A 19307-nucleotide genomic window follows, 5' to 3' on the forward strand; every position below is an offset into this window, starting at 1 on the left:
AACGCGTAAACTTTCCACGTACAGCGGACGAATTTACAAACGCAGAAATTGGTATGATGCTTGAGGGAAAAGTGAAAGTATGCTATACTGATATACGATTGTATAAAGTTTTCATGATAATGTTAAAGATAAACGGAGCAAGAGATGAAATTACGATCATTGCAAGGACATTTCGGCAATATGAACGGCCGAAAAATAGAATTTGCGGATGGATTTTCTCATTTGGTTCTGCCGAATGGCTGGGGAAAATCCACACTGTGCGCATTTTTGCGTGTGATGCTGTACGGACTCAACACCGCGCGGCGCGACACCCAGCAGGCACTTTCGGATAAAACCCGCTATGTGCCGCAGGACGGGCACGCGATGAGCGGCAGACTGGAAATTGAGTGGAACGGCAGAGCGGTCACCATCGTGCGCCAGACCGGCAAGGGTGGGCCGATGCAGGATTTCGACGCGTTCTATACCGACACCGGAGAAAAGTGCAGATTGCTGACCGCGAAAAACTGCGGTCAGGTGCTGCTCGGCATGGGTGAGGATGCATTCCTGTCCAGTATGATGGTAGACGGCGAGGACATGAACCGTCCGTCGGAAGAATTGCAGGAGCTGCTCAGCTCGATGGCACAGACCGGCGACGCGACCGGAAGCGCAGCCAAGGCGCTGGCGCGACTGGATCGCTGGCGATTGGATATCCGTTCAGGCAGGGGACACGGCGAGCTGCCCGAGGCACAGAGCGAACAGACCAAGCTGGAAGAGCAGCTGGAACAGCTGGAAAGCCTGTCTCATGACATTGCCAAGCAAAAAGAGAAGTGCCGCAGCCTGGAACGCGAAGCGCAAAAGGCACAGGATGCCTATGAGCGCAGTTATCAGGCGTTTACCGAACAGCAGGCCGATCAGGAAAGCCGCAGACGCGTGCTAAGAGAGGAGCGCGAGCAGCGTATCCGGGAGATCAAGAACCGTGTACCTGATGAAGCTTTGGTCAGGGAAGCAGCTGAGGTGCTGTACGGCTACGAAGGTGCGGTGCGACTGGAACGCGAGAAGCGCGAAAACATGCCGGCAGTTGAAACACGCCGCCGTGAGGCCATCGAGCGCATGGAAAAGGCACAGCATGACCGTGAGATCGAGGTCGATCGAACGACCAGACCCAAGATTCGATGGGTCGCCGGTGTTTTTGCCTTTATCTTTGGTGTACTGGCCGCAGCAACCGGTATTATGCAGGTCGAGTGGTTCCCGGAGATGGAGAACGTGGCCGGTATGCTCAATACCAGCGCCTTGCCGATGGTGCTTTCTGCACTCGCGATTGTGTGCTTGCTGCTGACCTTCCTTGGCAGTGTACAGAAGCCGCCTGCACCGCTTCCTGATATGGATGAAGAAAAAAAGCAGCTCGAAATCGAGTACCAGCGCATTCTGGACGAACAGCGCATGGCAGCATCGGTACTGCTTGAGGAACGTGACCGCGTGATTGACGCAGGCAAAAAGCTATCTTCGCGGGTAACGAACGTAGAGGAAGCAGCCGAGGTCATTCGCTCGGCGATGGCAGACTTGCAGCTCATCCGACGCGAACAGAGTGCATTGGGTGATGTCATTTTGGAAATCCAGCGCGGCCCGGAAGACGACGAAGAAGCGGATGCGGTCAGACAGCAGCTGGATGCACTGGGTGCAAGACAGTCTGAGGCACGCCGTGTGCTGGACGCTGCGCGAGAACAGCTCTCTCGCTTGCAGGGACAGGCAGACATGATCGGAACGATGGAAGAGATTCGCGCAAAGCTGTCCGCATGTAAGGAGCGCATTGTGCAGCTGCAAAAGCAGTATCAGGCGGTAGAGCACGCACGCCAGATCGTGTCTTCTGAAAACGCAGCTTTGCAGGCAAGGGTATCGCCGCAGATCACCAGTTTGGCACAGTCCTATCTGGCATATTTGACTGCGGATAACTACCAGGAAATTCGTCTGGACGATCAGTTCCGCGCACGGACTGCGGGAGCCGACGGCCAGCTGTTAAACGAGCGTCAGCTGTCTTCGGGTGCACGCGATCAGCTGTATTTGGCATTGCGTCTTGCAGTCTGTGAGACTCTGGCAGGCGCCAAGGAAGCGCCTCTGATTCTGGATGATCCGTTCCTGACGTCGGACGATGCCCGCACCGAGCGGGGCATTGCACTGCTCAAGGAGCTTGGACGCAAGCGACAAGTGATCTTGCTCAGCTGCCGAAAGAGTGCATGATGAGAACAAGTAAACGCACTGCATACGCGGTGCGTTTTTGTTTTGGGGCATAAAAAAGGGAGAAGCTGTGTGCTTCTCCCTTTTAGCGGTGTTGTCGGAATTTTTGTTATTTTGCGTAGTCTACTGCGCGGGTCTCGCGGATCATATTGATCTTGATCTGACCCGGGTAGTCCAGCTCGTCCTCGATATGCTTTGCGATATCGCGGGCAAGCAGGATCATCTTATCGTCAGAAACCTCATCGGGCTTGACGATAATGCGGATCTCGCGTCCAGCCTGGATTGCATAGGAGCTGGAAACACCGGACGTGGTGTTTGCAATCTCTTCCAGCTTTTCCAGACGCTTGATGTAGTTTTCCAGATTCTCGCGGCGTGCACCCGGACGAGCGGCAGAGATTGCGTCCGCTGCCTGTACGAGGCAAGCGATGACGGTCTGCGGCTCTACGTCGCCGTGATGCGCTGCGATTGCATGAACAATCTGGGGATTTTCCTTGTACTTCTTGGCCAGATCGACACCGATGCTGACATGAGAGCCTTCGACCTCATGATCGACTGCCTTGCCGATATCATGCAGAAGCCCAGCTCTGCGCGCGGGCACCGGGTCAAGACCCAGCTCGGAAGCGAGCATACCTGCGACGTGCGCAACCTCGATCGAGTGGAGCAGAACGTTCTGTCCGTAGCTCGTACGGTAACGGAGGCGACCGAGCAGCTTGACAAGCTCAGGATGCAGACCGTGGATACCGGTCTCGAACATGGCGCGTTCGCCTTCGCTCTTGATGATCTGGTCGATCTCACGCTTGGACTTTTCAACCATCTCTTCAATGCGGGAAGGATGGATGCGGCCGTCTGCGATCAGCTTTTCCAGCGCCATGCGAGCAACCTCGCGGCGTACCGGATCGAAAGAGGACAGCGTAATTGCCTCCGGGGTGTCGTCGATGATCAGATCGACACCGGTCAGCGTTTCAAGCGTGCGGATATTACGGCCTTCGCGGCCGATGATGCGTCCCTTCATCTCGTCGTTAGGCAGCGGTACAACTGATACGGTTGCCTCAGCGACGTGGTCAGCGGCGCAGCGCTGAATAGCAATAGAAATCAGCTCACGGGCAGTCGCTTCTGCTTCTTCCTTGGTGCGCTGATTGATTTCTCGAAGTTTAACAGCTGCATCGTGCTGTGCTTCCTGCTCGATGGAGGAGACCAGATAGTCCTTCGCCTCTTCGCGGGTCAAGCCGGAAATGCGCTCAAGCGCAGCAATCTGCTCATTTTTGAGCTGGTCGCACGATTCCTGGGTCTTCTGAACCTGTGCGAGCTTGCGATTGAGCTCTTCATTCTTCTGATCCAGGGCATCTGTTTTACGGTCGAGCGCTTCTTCCTTCTGGGTCAGACGGCGCTCGAGCTTCTGCGTTTCGTTGCGGCGTTCCTTGATCTCACGCTCAGCCTCGGTACGGCTTCTGTGAATCTCGTCTTTCGCCTCAAGAATCGCTTCACGTTTTTTGGTTTCGCCAGCCTTGATTGCATCGTTGATGATGCGGGTGGCTTCTTGTTCGGCACTGCCGATTTCCTTTTCGGCTACCTTTTTGCGATACAGGCAGCCAACGATCACACCAATAACCAATCCGACAACACCGACGATCAGAGTGATTATGGTATCAATCATGATTTCTGTGAAACACCTCCAGGATTTTTGACTTTTAGAAATCTGCAAAGTAATAATAACCCACCATAAGTTTCACGGCCTGGGCGCCGATGAATATTACAAAAGGTATTACCACAAATATTGTATAGCCTTTTGTCTTTCCTGTCAAGGAGCAGGCACAATTTTGACATGTATTTATACACCCTGACAAACAGAAAGGGAAAGCAGGGGAGAACCCTTGTAGAGAGCGGGATAATTGTAGTATAATAACATAGTTAAACCATTCTTGTCCCGCAATGCACTGTTTATGTTTCATACGGTGAAAAAACGGACAGGAAACTGCAAAATATGACACGTCTGGCTTTGGCCTGCGCGTCCGCAAGATCCTTAGGAGGAAAGCCATGCATAGCTCCATGCGCCGCAGACGATGCGGTGATTTGATTTATTATACCTGTGACCGGCTGCCGGTGCGCCATGCGTTCACGACCAAATCGGGCGGTGTCAGTCACGGAGATTGTGAAAGCCTGAATTTCGGGTTTAACCGCGGGGATGATCCGGAGAACGTCCGGCGCAATTATCAGATTCTCGCGGACACATTGCACATTCCGTTTGAGCGCTTTACCCTGACCCAGCAGGTGCACGAAAGCCGTGTACAGATTGTCAAGGAAGCAGATGTGGGAACCGGTTTGCATCAGCCGATGGACTGGAAAGTGGACGGTCTGGTCACCGCTCTGCCGGACACGCCGATCGCGGGCTTTTACGCGGACTGTGTAGTAACGCTGTTCTACGATCCGACCGCCAAGGTGTGCGCGGTCTGTCATTCAGGCTGGCGCGGCACAGCGCAGGAAATCGCGGGTAAGACGGTCGAGAAAATGGTATCGCTCGGCGCATGCCGGGAAACGACGATTGCGGTCATCGGACCGTCCATCTGCCAAGACTGCTTTGAGACCGATGCGGATGTTCCGGACGCTATGCGTGCGCAGATGGGCGAACGGGTTGCACCGTTCATCCAGACGAGAGGGAAGAAGTATCACGTTGACTTACAGGGCATCCAGCAGATGACGCTGCAATCGGTTGGACTTGCCCCGGAGAATATCATAAACAGCGGCCTGTGCACCAAGTGCATGTCCGATGTCTTCTGGTCACACCGTGCGACCAACGGACACCGGGGCGTACAAGCGGGGGTGATTTGTCTGTGAAGAAGGCCGGTAAAATACTGCTGCGCGTAACCGCGTGCGGTTTGGCACTGTCCCTGCTGTGCGGATGCACGCTGACCGAACGTCTGGATGAGACAACTTCAACACTGACCAATATGACTTCGGACAGTCAGCGTCAGGTCGGTCAGGTGTCTCTCGCGTATTATACAGCCGAGAAGGTCAACCCGATCACTTCGAGCTCTACCATCAATCGCATCATCTGTGAGGCACTGTATGAGGGACTGTTCTGCTTAAACGACAAGTTCGAACCCGAACCGGTTCTGTGTGAGAGCTATGAACTGAGCGGTACCAGCTGCACGCTGGTACTCAAAGAGGGACTGAAATTTTCCGATGGTTCGGACGTGACCGCGGACGACGTTGTGTACAGCTATCGTCTGGCAAAGTCGACTGCGACCTCTATGTATTACAATCGCGCATCCTATATGTCTTCCATTCGTGCAACCGACAGTCGAACCATTCAGATTACGCTGAGTGCACCGAACAGTCACTTCCTGAGCCTTCTGGATATTCCGATTTTCAAAGAAGGAACAGAGAATCAGACGTTTTCGATCGGTACCGGACCGTTTGTAGCATCGCAGAGTGATACCGATTACCTGCTGCTGCCCAATGAGAATTGGCATGGCGGTAAGGTTTCCAACGTACCGCAGATCAATCTGGTTGGTACCGTACGTGCCGATGCGGTCATCAGCAGCTTTGCGGCGGGTGATATCTCGCTGACACGCGCTGAGCGTATCAGTGATGACCCGGCAACCATCAAGGGTGCAGTCGATGTTTACCAGACGCCGACCACCGAACTGCACTATCTCGGTGTTCGTATGTCCCATCCGCTCTTATCCAATGAGAATTTTCGTAAGGCGCTGAGCCTGGCTATCGATCGATCTTCGATTTGCCGCTCGTCCCTGCAAACCTTTGCAGATCCCGCCGTTCTGCCGGTCAATCCGCAGCCGGAAATGCTGGAAGACAGCCGCTTGACCGGTGCCTTGGAACAGGCGAATACCTATCTGGCACAGATGGGTATTCGAGATATTGACGGCGACGGCAAGGTAGAGACCAGCTCGGGCGAGGAAATCACGCTGACCCTGCTGTGCAATTCGGAAAACAGCTTTAAGAGCAACGTGTGCAGCCAGTTGGTCACCGCATTCAGCCAGATTGGCATTCAGCTCAACATTAACAGCTTGCCTTTCGATCAGTACCAGCAGGCGCTGAACAGTGGAAACTTTGATCTGTACTACGGCGATGTCATTTTGACCCCTGACTTTGATGTACGTGCGCTTTTGATGTCGGGTGGTTCGCTCAATTACGGCAGAATCACGGATGCCACACTGGACAGCAAGATTATGTTTGTCCGGGCGGCATCTGCGGACGCACTGGAACAGGCAGAGACCGATTTCTATGAATATTTCCTGAGTAAAATGCCCATTCTGCCTTTGGCGTTTGAACGCAATCAGGTCATTGTGCGCAGCGGTCTGCTGACCGGCTTCAGCCCAAGACCTTATAATATCTTCTGGACACCCAATGAATGGAGGCTTGGATGAAAAAAGTTGTATTAGGACTTTCGGGCGGTGTCGATTCCGCGGTATCCGCCCGCCTGCTGAGAGAGCAGGGATATGAGGTATACGGCCTGTACATGGATGTTGGATTAGACGGCGCAGCCGAAGCACAGCGCGTTGCAGATGCAATCAATGTCCCGCTGTATATCGCCCATCAGGAGGAAACGTTCGAGCGGGAGGTGCGCTCGTACTTTCAGCACGAGTATGAATCAGCACGCACGCCGAACCCCTGTGTCGTATGCAACCGCAAGGTAAAGTTCGTTTCTCTGTGTCAGTATGCCGATGAGATCGGCGCACAGTATATCGCGACTGGACATTATGCACGGATTGGTCACGATGCGCAGGGCAGGGCACTGCTCATGCGTGCGCGTTCTCCGAAGGATCAGTCGTACATGTTGGCCAATTTGCCCCGTTCGGTACTGGAGCGCTGCGTATTCCCGCTCGGCGAGGCGGCAGACAAGGCGGAGGTGCGTGCACTGGCACGTGAGAGCCAAATTCCGGTTGCGGAGAAGAAAGACAGCATGGATGTCTGCTTTATCCAGGACGGCGATTACAGCGCGTGGCTGGAGTCGCGCGGCGCAGCTCTGCCGGAAGGCAACTTTGTAGATGAAACCGGTCGAGTGCTGGGTCGACATAAGGGACTGCACCATTATACGGTCGGCCAGCGTAAGGGACTGGGCATTGCGTCCACCGGTCGCCTGTTCGTGCATGAGCTGCGGCAGGATACCAATGAGGTTGTACTTTCGCTTTCCGACGTGTTCCGTGAGAAAATCACGGTCAGCGGACTGAACCTGTGCGCACCGGAGTACGCAGAGAGCGGATCGTTTGACTGTCAGGCGCGTGTGCGCTATTCCAAGCATAGTGATCCGGCAACCGTTCGACTGCTCGGAAACGGACAGGCAGAGGTCACTTTTGTACAGCCCGTTCGTGCACCGGCTGCCGGACAATTTGCGGTCTTTTATGATGGCGAGATCGTGATTGGCGGCGGTTTTATCGATGGATAAAGGGGAAGCTATGAAACAGGAAAAAGAATGGATTGGTCATGCCCTTGCGCTCGGAACGGTGTGCGTGTGGGGTACGACCTTTATTGCGACAAAAGTCCTGCTCGAGCATTTTACGGCGGTAGAAATTCTGCTCATCCGCTTTGTGTTGGGATTTACAGCGCTGAGTATTGCCTGTCCCAAGCGACTGCGGCTCAAAGATAAGCGGCATGAGCTGTATTTTGCAGGCGCAGGTCTGACCGGCGTATTGATTTATTATCTGCTGGAGAATATTGCACTTGGATATTCGACCGCGTCCAATATTGGCGTTGTGGTATCCTGTGCGCCGATGTTCACGGCAATCTTTTGGGCAATCGCATCGCGGGAGCGCCTGCAATTGCATTTTATCATCGGTTTTGCCATTGCCATCAGCGGCATCGCGTTTATCTCATTCAGCGGTACCGAGCGCATGCAGATTAACCCCATCGGTGATGTATTGGCGCTGGCCGCCGCTGTTGCGTGGGGTATCTACTCGGTACTGATTCGCAGATTGGGCGAGTTCGGTTATCCGTCGATCGCGATGACGCGCCATGTCTTTCTGTATGGTGTCGTGTTTATGCTGCCGGTTGCCTGGAAGATGGGATTTTCTCCGTCGCTCGACGCGCTCAAGCAGCCCTCTAATTTGCTGACGCTCGCATTTTTGAGTTTTCTGGCAAGTGCAGCGTGCTTTGTGACCTGGAATACTGCGGTTAAGAAGCTGGGAGCGATTAAGACCAGCGTCTATATTTATCTGTCACCTGTCATTACCATTTTGTGTGCTGCGATCGTGCTGCATGAGCGCATGTCGGCGCAGTCTGTGCTGGGAACGGTGTTGGTTCTGTTGGGACTGGTGGTTTCGGAGAATCGCCTGCCTGTAAGAATCCCCGTACTCGGCAAGGAGAGATGATATGGAAGCATCCCGGGAAAGTACATATAAACAAACCTTTGCCAAATTGGGATGGGTACTGATCGCTTCTCAGGTGCTGATGATGGCAGTGGTCTGGGCAGGAGAAGAACTCTATATCCGATGGCTCATTGCCAGAGATCCAATGATTGGAGCCGTCGAGCTCATGCACAAATTGCAGGACAGCGGCGTGTGGCTGATTGTAGGTGCGCTGGCAGGCCTGACGCCGTGTCTCGCGCTTAAGCTGACCGAACACCCGAAACAGCTGCCTGCTTTTTTCGGCAAAAAGAATCAGCGGATCGGCGGCACTATCATGGTATTTTGCTTCCTGCTGGTTATGGGATTGCAAAACATTGCGTCTCTGCTCACCATTCCGGTGGAAGTCACCGCAAACTTGCTGGGCGGATCGTTTTACAGTGCACATGCGAGTGCGACCGCTGCCTCACAGACCGCATCTATGCTGCTGTACAGTGTGTTGATTGCACCATTCTGTGAAGAGCTCATGTACCGCGGCTTTGTGCTGGAATATTTAAAGCCCTACGGCAATACCTTTGCGATTTTGTTTGCAGCTGTTATTTTTGGACTGATGCACGGCAATATCATTCAGCTGCCGATGGCATTATTATGCGGTGTGTTGTTCGGCTATATTGCGGTAGAATATTCGCTTTCGGCCTCCATGGTTCTGCATGCGCTGACCAACTTGACCGCAGAGATTCTGGCGCGGCTAGGAGATGCCGATGAGGTAGCTGCAGCAGGTGTCAATCAGGCACTGTTTGCATTTGGACTCATTGCGCTGTTTTTGTGTATCACCAAGCTGCATCAACCGATTCGCGCGTATGCCCGACAGGGTTATGCCGAAAAGAAAACAGTAAAACTGCTAATGACCTCACCGCCAATTTTACTTTTGATTATTTATCTGATTGTTTTAACGGCGATGAGCATTACACCGATTTAAAAAAGAGCTGGTTCTGATTGAACCAGCTCTTTTGCTTTATTTACCGTTAAATTTTTGTGCCGCAGCCGCAGGGCCGTTGCGGACGATTTCTTCCGCAGCTTCCATTGCATGCTGAGCTGCTTCCTGAATCTTGGTTTCATCCTCGCCTTGGAATTTGGACAGTACCCAGTCGGCCAGATCGTAATCGGGATGGGGCTTTGCACCAATACCGATCTTGACACGCGGGAACTGGTCGGAGGACAGCTGATAGATGATGTTCTTGACACCGTTCTGACCACCAGCAGAGCCCTTTGCGCGTACGCGCAGACGGCCGACATCCAGCGAAATATCGTCAAACAAAACGACAATGCGCTCGGGCGGGATCTTGTAGAAATCTGCGGCATCGCGCACAGCCTCACCGGACAGATTCATAAAGGTCTGCGGCTTCATGAACAGAACGCGTTTTCCGCCGAATGTACCCTCGCCGACCAGCGCCTTGAACTTCATGCGGTCGATACGCTGACCGGTTTTCTGACAGTAGGAATCCAGTGCGCGGAAACCAGCGTTGTGTCGGGTGTTTTCATATTTGGAACCGGGATTGCCAAGACCGACAACCAGCCACTCGATCGGGCCGGCAGAAGAGTCCTGCTGTTTGCGCTCCTGTTCCAACTTTGCAAAGATATCAAAAATAGACATTGGGAATCTCCTCTAAAAAGCTCCCCAAAAGGGGAGCTTTTAAATGATTTATTCAACTGACAGAATATAGTAGTAGACCGGCTGACCGCCATGAATGACCGTGATTTCCAGGTCATGATTTTCCTTGCGGAACAGCTCCTCAACCTTCGCAGCTTCCTCTTCGGTTACGCCTTCGCCGTAGATGATCGTAGCAAAGGTGCTGTCTGCGGATACCAGCTCACGGATGAGCTTTTTGAGGACATCGTGCTGACGCTTGCTGTTTGCAGCCAGCTTGCCCTCGCACAGACCAAGGTATTCGCCTTCCTTGATCTTCTTGCCGTCAAAATCGGAGTTACGTGCAGCGTAGGTGACCTGACCCGCGCGAACGGCTTCCATCGCTTCGTTCATCGCAGCGGTGTTATCCTCCTGCTCTGCATCGGCATCGAAGACCAGCATTGCCGAGATACCCTGCGGGATGTTCTTGGAGGGCATGACAACGACCTGCTTGTCTTCGCACAGTGCAGCAGCCTGCTGAGCCGCCATGATAATGTTCTTGTTATTGGGGAAGACGTAGACGATCTCTGCGGGCGTCTGATCGACAGCGCGCAGGATATCTTCGGTCGAGGGGTTCATGGTTTGACCGCCCTGTACGACCTGATCGCAGCCGAGGTCGGTGAATACCGTGTGCAGACCGTCACCAGCAGCAACACAGACAAAACCGTACTTCTTCTCAGGCGGGCAGATTTCACGATGTTCCGGTGCTACCGTGCCCTCGATGACCTTTGCGGTGTGCTGCTGACGCATGTTCTCAATCTTGACCGTCAGCAGGGGACCGAACTTCAAGCCCTCTTCCAGTGCCTTGTTGGGCTGATCGGTGTGTACATGGACCTTTACGATGTCATCGTCTTCAACGACAACCAGAGAGTCACCGATTTCGCTCAGCAGAGAACGCATACGACCGACGTTGCGCGCCTTGTCCTTGCGCTCTGCGATAAACTCGGTGCAGTAAGTGAAGGTGATATCTTCATCTGCAATTGCGCTGAAATCCGCTGCGCTCTTGGCAGCCGGAGCTTCTTCAATGACGCGCTCCTTGTGGATGCCGCGGAAGGCATCGAACATACCCTCGAAGATAGTCAGGAAGCCAAAGCCTCCGGCATCAACGACACCAGCCTTTTCCAGAACCGGATTCTGGGACATGGTTTCCTGCAAAGCGGTCTGACCACGCTCGAGCACGGCAGAAAAGACCTGTTCAACCGACAGCTGCGGATCGGCCTGACACAGCTCGACTGCGTGCTGTGCAGAAACTCTGGTGACCGTGAGGATGGTACCCTCTGCTGGCTTCATGACAGCCTTGTACGCAGTATCTACGCCTTCGCGCAGCGCGAGTGCAAAATCACAGCCGCCAGCTTCTTCCTTTTCACGCAGTTTTTTTGCCATGCCGCGGAAAAGCAGGGAGAGAATAACACCTGAGTTGCCGCGGGCGCCGCGCAGCAGAGCAGACGCCGTTTGATCGACTGCTTTGCGCAGGGTAGGTTCGGTCAGGCGTTCCATTTCTTCCTGTGCGGCGTGCATGGTCATATACATATTGGTACCGGTATCGCCGTCGGGCACCGGGAAGACATTGAGCTCATTGGCAGCTTCCTTTTTTTCGGCGATCGCAAGCGCACCTTCAATAACCATGCGCTGAAACAGTGACCCGGTGATTTTTTGTTCGTTCATGTCTTACGTTACTCCTTCGTTTCTGTCAATCGGCCTTGATGCTTTCGACGTAGATATCGATGTTTTTGACATCAATGCCGGTCAGCTGCTCCACGTGGTAGCGGACTTCGCTGATGATTGAACGGCAAACCGAGGCAATATTGATTCCGTGATCGACCGCGATGTGCAGATCGATGTTGATGCCGCCGTCGGGCGCTTCGGTGATTTTGACACCGCGGCTCATGTTTTCACGGCGCAAAAGATGCGCAACACCATCTGCGACCGAACGGACGGTCATGCCCTTAACGCCAAAACAAGAAGAAGCGGCATAGCCGGCAATCCCGGCAATCACGTCGGGGGCAATCTCAATATATCCAAATTCGTTGTTGATTCTCATAAAATACCTCCAGCAAACCAAACCGTTCAGAAGTCATTCTATACTTATTCTCTATTCTATAATAGTTTGCGCGAATAAACAAGATATATTTTCTGCAAAACTGTGTTATGGGTGACAAATTATTGGATTTGTGAGGGGACTTTTGAGAGCAGATTATTTTTACATCGCACTGCAACAAACGTTTGATTTTTCCAGTAAATTCAGATATAATTGAATAAAAAACAAACAAATGTTTCTCCATGCGTGAGGTGTTGGAGATAATTGGCTATTTTTTAGGATGGTGTCACAATGAAAAAGTTGAGCGAGAAGCAAAGACGGATTCTCGAATATATAGCAGAAGCAACCGCCGCGCAGGGCTATCCGCCTTCTGTGCGCGAAATTGGCAAGCATGTTGGCCTGAGTTCGTCTTCTTCCGTACATGCCCAGCTGATTAAACTGCGTGAAAAGGGATATTTGGAAAAAGATGACCACAAGACGCGTGCATTGGTCGTAAAAGGTGCAGCGGCAAGTGTGCCGCAGGTCCCGATTTTGGGACAGGTCACAGCGGGTATGCCGATTCTCGCAGTAGAAGACATTGAGGGTTATTTGCCGTATGAGCAGGCAAGCGGATACGGCGAATACTTTGCACTGCGCATCAAGGGTGATTCTATGATCGGCGCGGGTATCCTCAACGGAGACTACATCATCGTGCGTCAGCAGAATACGGCGACTCCCGGACAGATCGTTGTAGCGATGATTGAAGACGAGGCGACCTGCAAGACACTCAAAATTGAGGATGACGGTCATGTATGGCTCATGCCGGAAAACCCGGATTATTCCCCGATTGACGGTGAAGGCGCGGTCATTCTTGGCGTCGTAACTGCACTGCATCGGGATTACTTCGCATAATGGCACTTTCAGATTCGATTGCCAAAATCAAGGGCATTGGTCCGAAAAAAATTGCACTCTTCCAAAAGCTGTCCATAGAAACCATGCAGGACGCACTTGACTGCTATCCGCGCGATTATGAAGATCGTACTCATATTATCCCGGTTGCTGCGGCCAAGGAAGGGCAAAAGATTGCCGTGTGCGCGGTGGTTGGTACCCAGCCGGTTACCCGTCGCATTCGCAAAGGCATGGAAATTACCAAATTCCGTGTATTTGACACCTCCGGCGCATTGTGGATTACCTATTACAACAATCGCTACACAGCGGCAGCCTTGCAGGAAGGACAGGAATATCTGTTTTATGGCCGCATACAAGGTCAGGGTGCACAGAGAACGATGGTCTCGCCGGCGTGCGAGGCGGTGCTGCCCGGAATGCCTCCGCCGCAGCGTGTCGTACCGGTTTATCCATTGACTGCAGGACTGACACAAAAAGATTTACTGCGCGTGACAACGGCTGCACTGGGAGAACAGAATGCAGGCGAGCGGGACTGGATGCCGGAGGAGATTGCACGGGAATATGAACTGCTGACACAAACACAGGCAGTACAGTGCATTCACCGACCGCAATCGCTGGGCGATGTTGAACAGGCCAGACAGCGCATTATTTTTGAAGAATTGTTTTTACTCTGCTGCGGACTGGCTCGACTCAAAGAACGTCGCGCAGACGAAGCTGGTATTGCCATGCGTGAGGGTACGCCGGATGCATTTTGGAAATTGCTTCCGTTTGCACCAACTGGTGCACAGAAGCGTGCGGCACAGGAAATCTGGAACGACATTCGCAGTGGTAAGCCCATGAATCGATTGGTGCAGGGTGACGTAGGCTCTGGTAAAACCGTGCTTGCCGCGGTGCTCTGCTATCTGGCGGTACAGAATGGATATCAGGCGGCGATTATGGCGCCAACCGAAATTTTGGCTTCCCAGCACATGGAATCACTTGGCCCAATCTTTGCGCAGCAGGGTATTACCTGTGCAGTATTGTCCGGTTCTATGACGCCAAAGCAGAAAAGAGAGTGCAAGGAAAAGATTGCGGCGGGAGAGATCCAGGTCGTCATTGGTACGCATGCCTTGATTCAAAAGGATGTCACCTTCCATCGGCTTGGCGCAGTCGTTGCCGATGAACAGCATCGCTTTGGCGTTGACCAACGCGCAACCCTGCATGAAAAAGGCGAGCGACCGCATACGCTGGTCATGTCGGCGACTCCGATTCCGCGTACTTTGGCGCTGATTCTATACGGTGATCTCGATGTATCGATTGTCGATGAATTGCCGCCCGGACGTACGCTGGTGGAAACCTTTGCCGTGGGTGAAAAGATGCACCAACGCATTTATGCCTTTATTGACAAGCAGATTGCCGAAGGCGGACAGGTCTATGTGGTTTGTCCGCTCGTGGAAGATGGAGAGTTGCCGCTCAAAAGTGCCGAGGAGCACGGCGCAGCTTTACAAAAGATTTTGCCGCATCGCCGCATTGGTATCCTGCATGGCAAGATGAGACCGGCAGAAAAAGATGTGGTGATGAATGCCTTTGCAGCAGGAGAACTTGACATACTGGTTGCGACGACCGTTATTGAAGTCGGTGTCAATGTACCCAATGCCTGTTTGATGGTGATCGAAGATGCCGACCGTTTTGGCCTGTCCCAGCTGCATCAGCTGCGCGGACGCGTCGGACGAGGCAAACGAAAGTCTTACTGTGTTTGTTTTGGCGCAGATAAGGGCGAACAGGCTAAACAGCGACTCAAAATTCTGTGCCAAACCAATGATGGATTTGAGATTGCACGAGCCGATCTGGCACAGCGCGGCCCGGGCGATTTCTTTGGTAAACGGCAGCATGGCTTGCCGATGCTCAAAATGGCAGACATTGCAGGCGATTTGGCATTGATGCAGTCGGCGAAAGAAGAGGCTGAAAAGCTGTTGTCAGATGATCCGACTTTGCAGGCACACCCTGCATTGCGCGAGCGGGTAGAGCGCATGTTCCGAAACGATCACGGCGAAATCTTTAATTGATCGTATGTACCTGTCTTGCATTTATATAGCGAATCAGGTAAAATAAAATATACTGGAATGATATAAAAATTCTGATAGAAAAGATGTCGGAGGAATACCGTGAACAATACTGTAAGTAGAAAGCAGGCAAGAGAGATTGCCCTGCATCTGGTTTTTGAGATGGGCTTTGGCGCGTTTGAGGCTGAAAATGTGATGACCGATCGTCTCGGCGAAGAGATCATGCAGTCGATCAGCGGCGATATTGCACTCTACGCGGGCAAGCTGGACGAAGCACAGACCAAGTACATCGTATCTGCTGTCAAGGGCGTTGCGGAGCATCTGGAAGAGCTGGACGCATACATCGAGAACAATGCGAAGGGCTGGACGCTGTCGCGCCTGTCTCGCATTACCATTGCGATCCTGCGTCTGGCGATTTACGAAATGTACTATGTCGAGGACGTTCCGGTCGGCGCTGCAATCAATGAGGCAGTCGAGCTGGCAAAGGTTTACGACTCGGACGAAGCAGCTTCGTTCATCAACGGTGTTTTGGGTGCAGTTGCGCGCAAGATGGAGTCTGAACAGGAATGAGCCGCTGGTATCTGGGGATTGATACCTCCAATTACCGTACATCGGCTGCGATCTTTGATGCAGAGCATGTAGAATGGCAAAATAGCGGTCGGCTGCTCGATGTGCCGGACGGCGCAATCGGACTGCGTCAGTCGGATGCGCTTTTTCAGCACACACTGCACTTGCATGAAATGATTGCCGGACTGCCGAGTGGTATCGGCAAGGAAATTCAGGCAGTGTGCGTGTCTACCAGACCCCGTGCGGTGGAAGGCTCGTATATGCCCTGCTTTCTGGCAGGCGAGAACGTCGCACGAAGCGTCGCGCATCTTCTGGGTGTGTCGCTCTATACCTGTTCGCATCAGCAGGGACACTTAGCTGCGGCAGCTTTATCTGCACAGGCACTTTCCTGGCTCGGTACCCAGGAGTTTTACGCGTGGCACTTGTCTGGTGGTACGACTGAGCTGCTGCATGTAGCTCCGGGCGCAAATGGTTTGCCTGTCGCGGAATGCATCGGCGGCACAGCCGATTTGGCAGCTGGACAGCTGGTCGATCGTGCCGGTGCGCTCTTAGGACTGCATTTCCCGGCAGGAGAAGCATTGGAGCAGCTCGCCAAACAGTCGCAGAGCAAAGAACGCTTCCAGCCCAAGGTCACCGACTGCCGATTCTCGCTTTCCGGCATGGAAAACAAGATCCGTGATCTTTGTGCGCGTGGTACGGCACCTGAGGATGTCGCATCGTTTACCGTGCGTACGATCTGTGCAGCAGTCGAGCGGGCAACCGCACAAGCGATGGAACGCAAAAAATTGCCTGTGCTGTGTGCGGGCGGTGTGATGAGCAATCGATTGATTCAGCGCCGTATGCACGAGCGATTTGGTGCCCGCTTTGCAGAACCCGTTCTTTCGGGAGATAACGCAGTTGGCGCTGCGGTACTCGCTGCGGTGCAGCATGGAGAAACACTGTTATGATTTACACAGTCACACAACTCAATCAGCAGATCAAGGGAATGCTGGAGAGCAACCCGAGTTTCCGCAATATTTTTGTGCAGGGTGAAATCTCCAATTATAAGCAGCATACGTCAGGGCATCACTACATGACGCTCAAGGACGCGGACGGAGCCATCAGCGCGGTATTGTTCCGCGCCGATGCCGCACGGCTGCGCTTTCGCTTGATGAACGGTATGAAAGTGATTGCGCGTGGACGGGTAAGTTCTTTTCCGAAGACCGGCCAGGTACAGCTGTACCTGGCTGATTTGATGCCGGACGGAACCGGCGCGCTGCATCTTGCGTTTGAGCAACTTAAGTCAAAGCTCTACGCCGAAGGGCTGTTTGACCCGTCTCACAAGCAGGAAATTCCGCGCATGCCGCGTACCATCGCACTTGTGACTTCACCGACCGGTGCAGCCGTGCGTGATATGATTCGCATTTTGGGCAGACGGTACCCGCTTGCCGAGGTGCAGCTGTGGCCTGTATTGGTGCAGGGCGAAAATGCAGCGGCAGACATCGCCAAAACGATTGCGCGTGTCAACGCGCACGGACAGGCGGATGTGATGATCGTTGGACGCGGCGGTGGATCGCTCGAAGATCTGTGGGCATTTAATGAAGAAATCGTAGCACGCGCGATTTATAACAGCAAAATTCCTGTGATTTCGGCGGTTGGTCATGAACCTGACGTCACGATTGCCGATTTCGTGGCCGATCTGCGTGCACCGACACCGTCAGGTGCGGCTGAGCTTGCCGTACCTGATCGGGGAGAGCTGAGCATCTTGATTGACCGAGAGCAGGAACGTTTGATGACTGCACTGGAAAATCGGCTGAACGGACTTGCAAACCGACTGCAAGCCCAGGAAGACCGCTTGGCGCGCTGCACACCGGCGCAGTACGTCGCCGAGCGTCGCCGCCGAACCGAAGAACTGATCGAGCGGATGCGATTGGCGCAGCTGCGCAAAATCGACAGCTTGAAGACTGACTTTTCTTACCATGAAAAGAAATTACGAGATATGCCGAGCGTTTTATTAGAACGTCGGCGCGGGAAGTTGCAGTCTTTGTCGGGACAGCTGGACGCACTCAGTCCATTGCGTGTACTGGCACGAGGATTTTCGGTTGTCACCGATGCACAGAACAAGATTATTACCGACAGTGCGGATTTACAAACGGACGATGCAGTGACGCTGCGCTTTGCGCAGGGCACAGCAAAGGCTCAGATTACATCCGTGCAGAAATCGAGGAAATAACTATGGCAAAAAAACAGACATTTGAGCAGTCCATGCAGCGCTTGGAAGAGATTGTCAGACTGCTGGAAAAAGGCGATGCGCCGCTGGATGAGAGCTTGCACCTGTTTGAAGAGGGCGCAAAGCTTGCGGCATCCCTGCATACGCAGCTGGATAAGGCCGAACAGAAGGTGACGCAGATGATGACGATGTCCGATGGAACGGTCGAAGAGCAGCCTTTTGACGTACAGGAGGATGCCTAAATGCAATTTCAGGAACGACTGAGTCGCTATGTCGAAGAGATTGAACAGGCGTTGGATCAATATTTGATGACGTTTGGATGCAACGGACAGGAAAAAATTGTCGAGGCTATGCGCTACTCGGCACTGGCCGGTGGAAAACGCCTGCGTCCGGTGCTTACGATGGAATTTTGCAGAGCAGTGGGCGGAGATCCGTATGCAGCGCTTCCGTTTGCCTGTGCGCTGGAAATGATTCACACGTATTCTTTGATTCATGATGATCTGCCCTGCATGGACAACGACGATCTACGCCGCGGCAAGCCGACCAACCATAAGGTGTATGGCGAGGGACTGGCAGTTTTGGCAGGTGACTCGCTTTTGACGTACGCGTTCGAGACCGCAGCACGTGGCATGAATGGGTCTGACGTGACTGCCCAGCAGGCAGTCGAGGCGATTGGAATTCTGGCACATGAGGCAGGATACTATGGCATGATCGGCGGTCAGGTTCTTGATCTTGCCGCAGAGCATCAGACCTTGACGTATGAGGAGCTGGTCAACTTACAGGATAAAAAGACCGGCGGACTGATTCGCGCAGCGGCTGAGATGGGTTGTGTTCTGGGCTATGCGACCGAGGAACAACGGGAAGCAGCGAAAACTTATGCAAACCGCTTGGGACTTGCCTTCCAGATTCAGGATGATATTTTGGATATCGAGGGCGACGAGGCTATCTTCGGTAAACCGATCGGATCGGATGAAAAAAGCGGAAAGTCCACATTTCCTGGCCTGATGGGCGTAGAAACCTGTCGCAAAATGGTACAGGATTTGACCGACGAGGCTGTTTGTGCGGTAAAAACTTTACCCGAGTCAGACTTCCTTGTACAGCTTGCGGAGAGCCTCGTAGGCCGGAAAAAATGAATAAAGTTGTAGCGTTCGCATAAAATTTACATACAACCGCTTGAAAAAAGCAGGCGGTTGTGGTAACTTATCCGTGTGACGCAGTATTCTAGTCAGGCGATCTCTCCCCAGGATGGACCTAAAAAGCCATCGAAGGGCACATCGATGAAGTCTCTGGTGCTTGCTTCTTACGCCCAGTTTGGGGTGGGTGCTGGAGGTTAAGGCTTTCGGGCGCGTTTCAATGGCATGAAATACCG

17 protein-coding genes are annotated in these 19307 nt (G+C 53.1%); 13 read left to right on the forward strand and 4 right to left on the reverse strand.

Features of this window, described 5'->3' with window-relative positions; genetic code table 11:
• Window positions 1–144 precede the first annotated feature (144 nt).
• Window positions 145–2214 carry an ATP-binding protein gene (locus tag B5F17_RS03280; protein WP_162608062.1) on the forward strand — a complete coding sequence of 690 codons (2070 nt, stop codon included), beginning with the start codon at window positions 145–147 and terminating at the stop codon, window positions 2212–2214.
• Window positions 2215–2320: 106 nt separating this feature from the next.
• Here the strand turns inward: B5F17_RS03280 and rny are convergent, their stop codons facing one another.
• Window positions 2321–3865 (reverse strand): ribonuclease Y, encoded by a 1545-nt coding sequence (gene rny / locus B5F17_RS03285; RefSeq protein ID WP_087370760.1) that lies wholly within the window; start codon window positions 3863–3865, stop codon window positions 2321–2323.
• 380 nt (window positions 3866–4245) lie between these two features.
• Between rny and pgeF the strand changes: the two genes are divergently transcribed.
• From pgeF to B5F17_RS03310, 5 genes are read left to right on the forward strand one after another with little or no spacing between them, the layout of a single operon-like run.
• Window positions 4246–5043, forward strand: coding sequence for a peptidoglycan editing factor PgeF (gene pgeF, locus B5F17_RS03290; protein WP_087370763.1), 798 nt, complete (start codon window positions 4246–4248; stop codon window positions 5041–5043).
• Entirely contained in the window at window positions 5040–6596 is a 1557-nt protein-coding gene (locus B5F17_RS03295) for an ABC transporter substrate-binding protein (protein ID WP_087370766.1), read from the forward strand. The genes pgeF and B5F17_RS03295 overlap by 4 nt, the downstream gene beginning before the upstream one ends.
• Window positions 6593–7615: a tRNA 2-thiouridine(34) synthase MnmA gene (gene mnmA / locus B5F17_RS03300; protein WP_087370769.1), complete on the forward strand. Its 1023-nt coding sequence runs from the start codon at window positions 6593–6595 to the stop codon at window positions 7613–7615. The genes B5F17_RS03295 and mnmA overlap by 4 nt, the downstream gene beginning before the upstream one ends.
• A gap of 10 nt (window positions 7616–7625) precedes the next feature.
• The gene (locus B5F17_RS03305) at window positions 7626–8537 is read left to right on the forward strand and encodes a DMT family transporter (protein ID WP_087370774.1); all 912 of its coding nucleotides are present in this window, start codon (window positions 7626–7628) and stop codon (window positions 8535–8537) included.
• A gap of 1 nt (window position 8538) precedes the next feature.
• Window positions 8539–9489, forward strand: coding sequence for a CPBP family intramembrane glutamic endopeptidase (locus B5F17_RS03310; protein ID WP_087370777.1), 951 nt, complete (start codon window positions 8539–8541; stop codon window positions 9487–9489).
• Between the two features lie 36 nt (window positions 9490–9525).
• Here B5F17_RS03310 and pth read toward each other — a convergent pair whose 3' ends face one another.
• Genes pth through B5F17_RS03325 form a run of 3 tightly spaced genes read right to left on the reverse strand, consistent with a single transcriptional unit; the run spans window position 9526 to window position 12238 of the window.
• Window positions 9526–10164: an aminoacyl-tRNA hydrolase gene (gene pth, locus B5F17_RS03315; protein ID WP_087370780.1), complete on the reverse strand. Its 639-nt coding sequence runs from the start codon at window positions 10162–10164 to the stop codon at window positions 9526–9528.
• A 48-nt stretch (window positions 10165–10212) separates the two neighbouring features.
• Window positions 10213–11862 (reverse strand): fatty acid kinase ATP-binding subunit FakA, encoded by a 1650-nt coding sequence (locus B5F17_RS03320; RefSeq protein ID WP_016146837.1) that lies wholly within the window; start codon window positions 11860–11862, stop codon window positions 10213–10215.
• A 25-nt stretch (window positions 11863–11887) separates the two neighbouring features.
• Window positions 11888–12238 carry an Asp23/Gls24 family envelope stress response protein gene (locus B5F17_RS03325; protein WP_087370784.1) on the reverse strand — a complete coding sequence of 117 codons (351 nt, stop codon included), beginning with the start codon at window positions 12236–12238 and terminating at the stop codon, window positions 11888–11890.
• A 288-nt stretch (window positions 12239–12526) separates the two neighbouring features.
• Here B5F17_RS03325 and lexA point away from each other — a divergent pair, with 288 nt between their 5' ends.
• The 7 genes from lexA to B5F17_RS03360 all read left to right on the forward strand — a co-directional run bounded on the left by lexA (window position 12527) and on the right by B5F17_RS03360 (window position 19071).
• Window positions 12527–13126 (forward strand): transcriptional repressor LexA, encoded by a 600-nt coding sequence (gene lexA, locus B5F17_RS03330; RefSeq protein WP_087370787.1) that lies wholly within the window; start codon window positions 12527–12529, stop codon window positions 13124–13126.
• A complete protein-coding gene (recG, locus tag B5F17_RS03335) occupies window positions 13126–15165 on the forward strand; it encodes an ATP-dependent DNA helicase RecG (RefSeq protein ID WP_087370788.1) in 2040 nt (679 codons plus the stop codon). Before lexA ends, recG begins: the two co-directional genes overlap by 1 nt.
• A 99-nt stretch (window positions 15166–15264) precedes the next feature.
• Window positions 15265–15732, forward strand: coding sequence for a transcription antitermination factor NusB (gene nusB, locus B5F17_RS03340; RefSeq protein WP_087370791.1), 468 nt, complete (start codon window positions 15265–15267; stop codon window positions 15730–15732).
• Window positions 15729–16676 (forward strand): Kae1-like domain-containing protein, encoded by a 948-nt coding sequence (locus B5F17_RS03345; protein ID WP_087370795.1) that lies wholly within the window; start codon window positions 15729–15731, stop codon window positions 16674–16676. Before nusB ends, B5F17_RS03345 begins: the two co-directional genes overlap by 4 nt.
• Window positions 16673–17941 carry an exodeoxyribonuclease VII large subunit gene (gene xseA / locus B5F17_RS03350; RefSeq protein ID WP_087370798.1) on the forward strand — a complete coding sequence of 423 codons (1269 nt, stop codon included), beginning with the start codon at window positions 16673–16675 and terminating at the stop codon, window positions 17939–17941. Before B5F17_RS03345 ends, xseA begins: the two co-directional genes overlap by 4 nt.
• Before the next feature lie 2 nt (window positions 17942–17943).
• Entirely contained in the window at window positions 17944–18180 is a 237-nt protein-coding gene (gene xseB / locus B5F17_RS03355; protein ID WP_016146830.1) for an exodeoxyribonuclease VII small subunit, read from the forward strand.
• Entirely contained in the window at window positions 18181–19071 is an 891-nt protein-coding gene (locus B5F17_RS03360) for a polyprenyl synthetase family protein (RefSeq protein WP_087370801.1), read from the forward strand.
• Window positions 19072–19307: the final 236 nt, after the last annotated feature.

This window comes from Butyricicoccus pullicaecorum (assembly GCF_002160355.1).
GTDB lineage: Bacteria > Bacillota > Clostridia > Oscillospirales > Butyricicoccaceae > Butyricicoccus > Butyricicoccus pullicaecorum.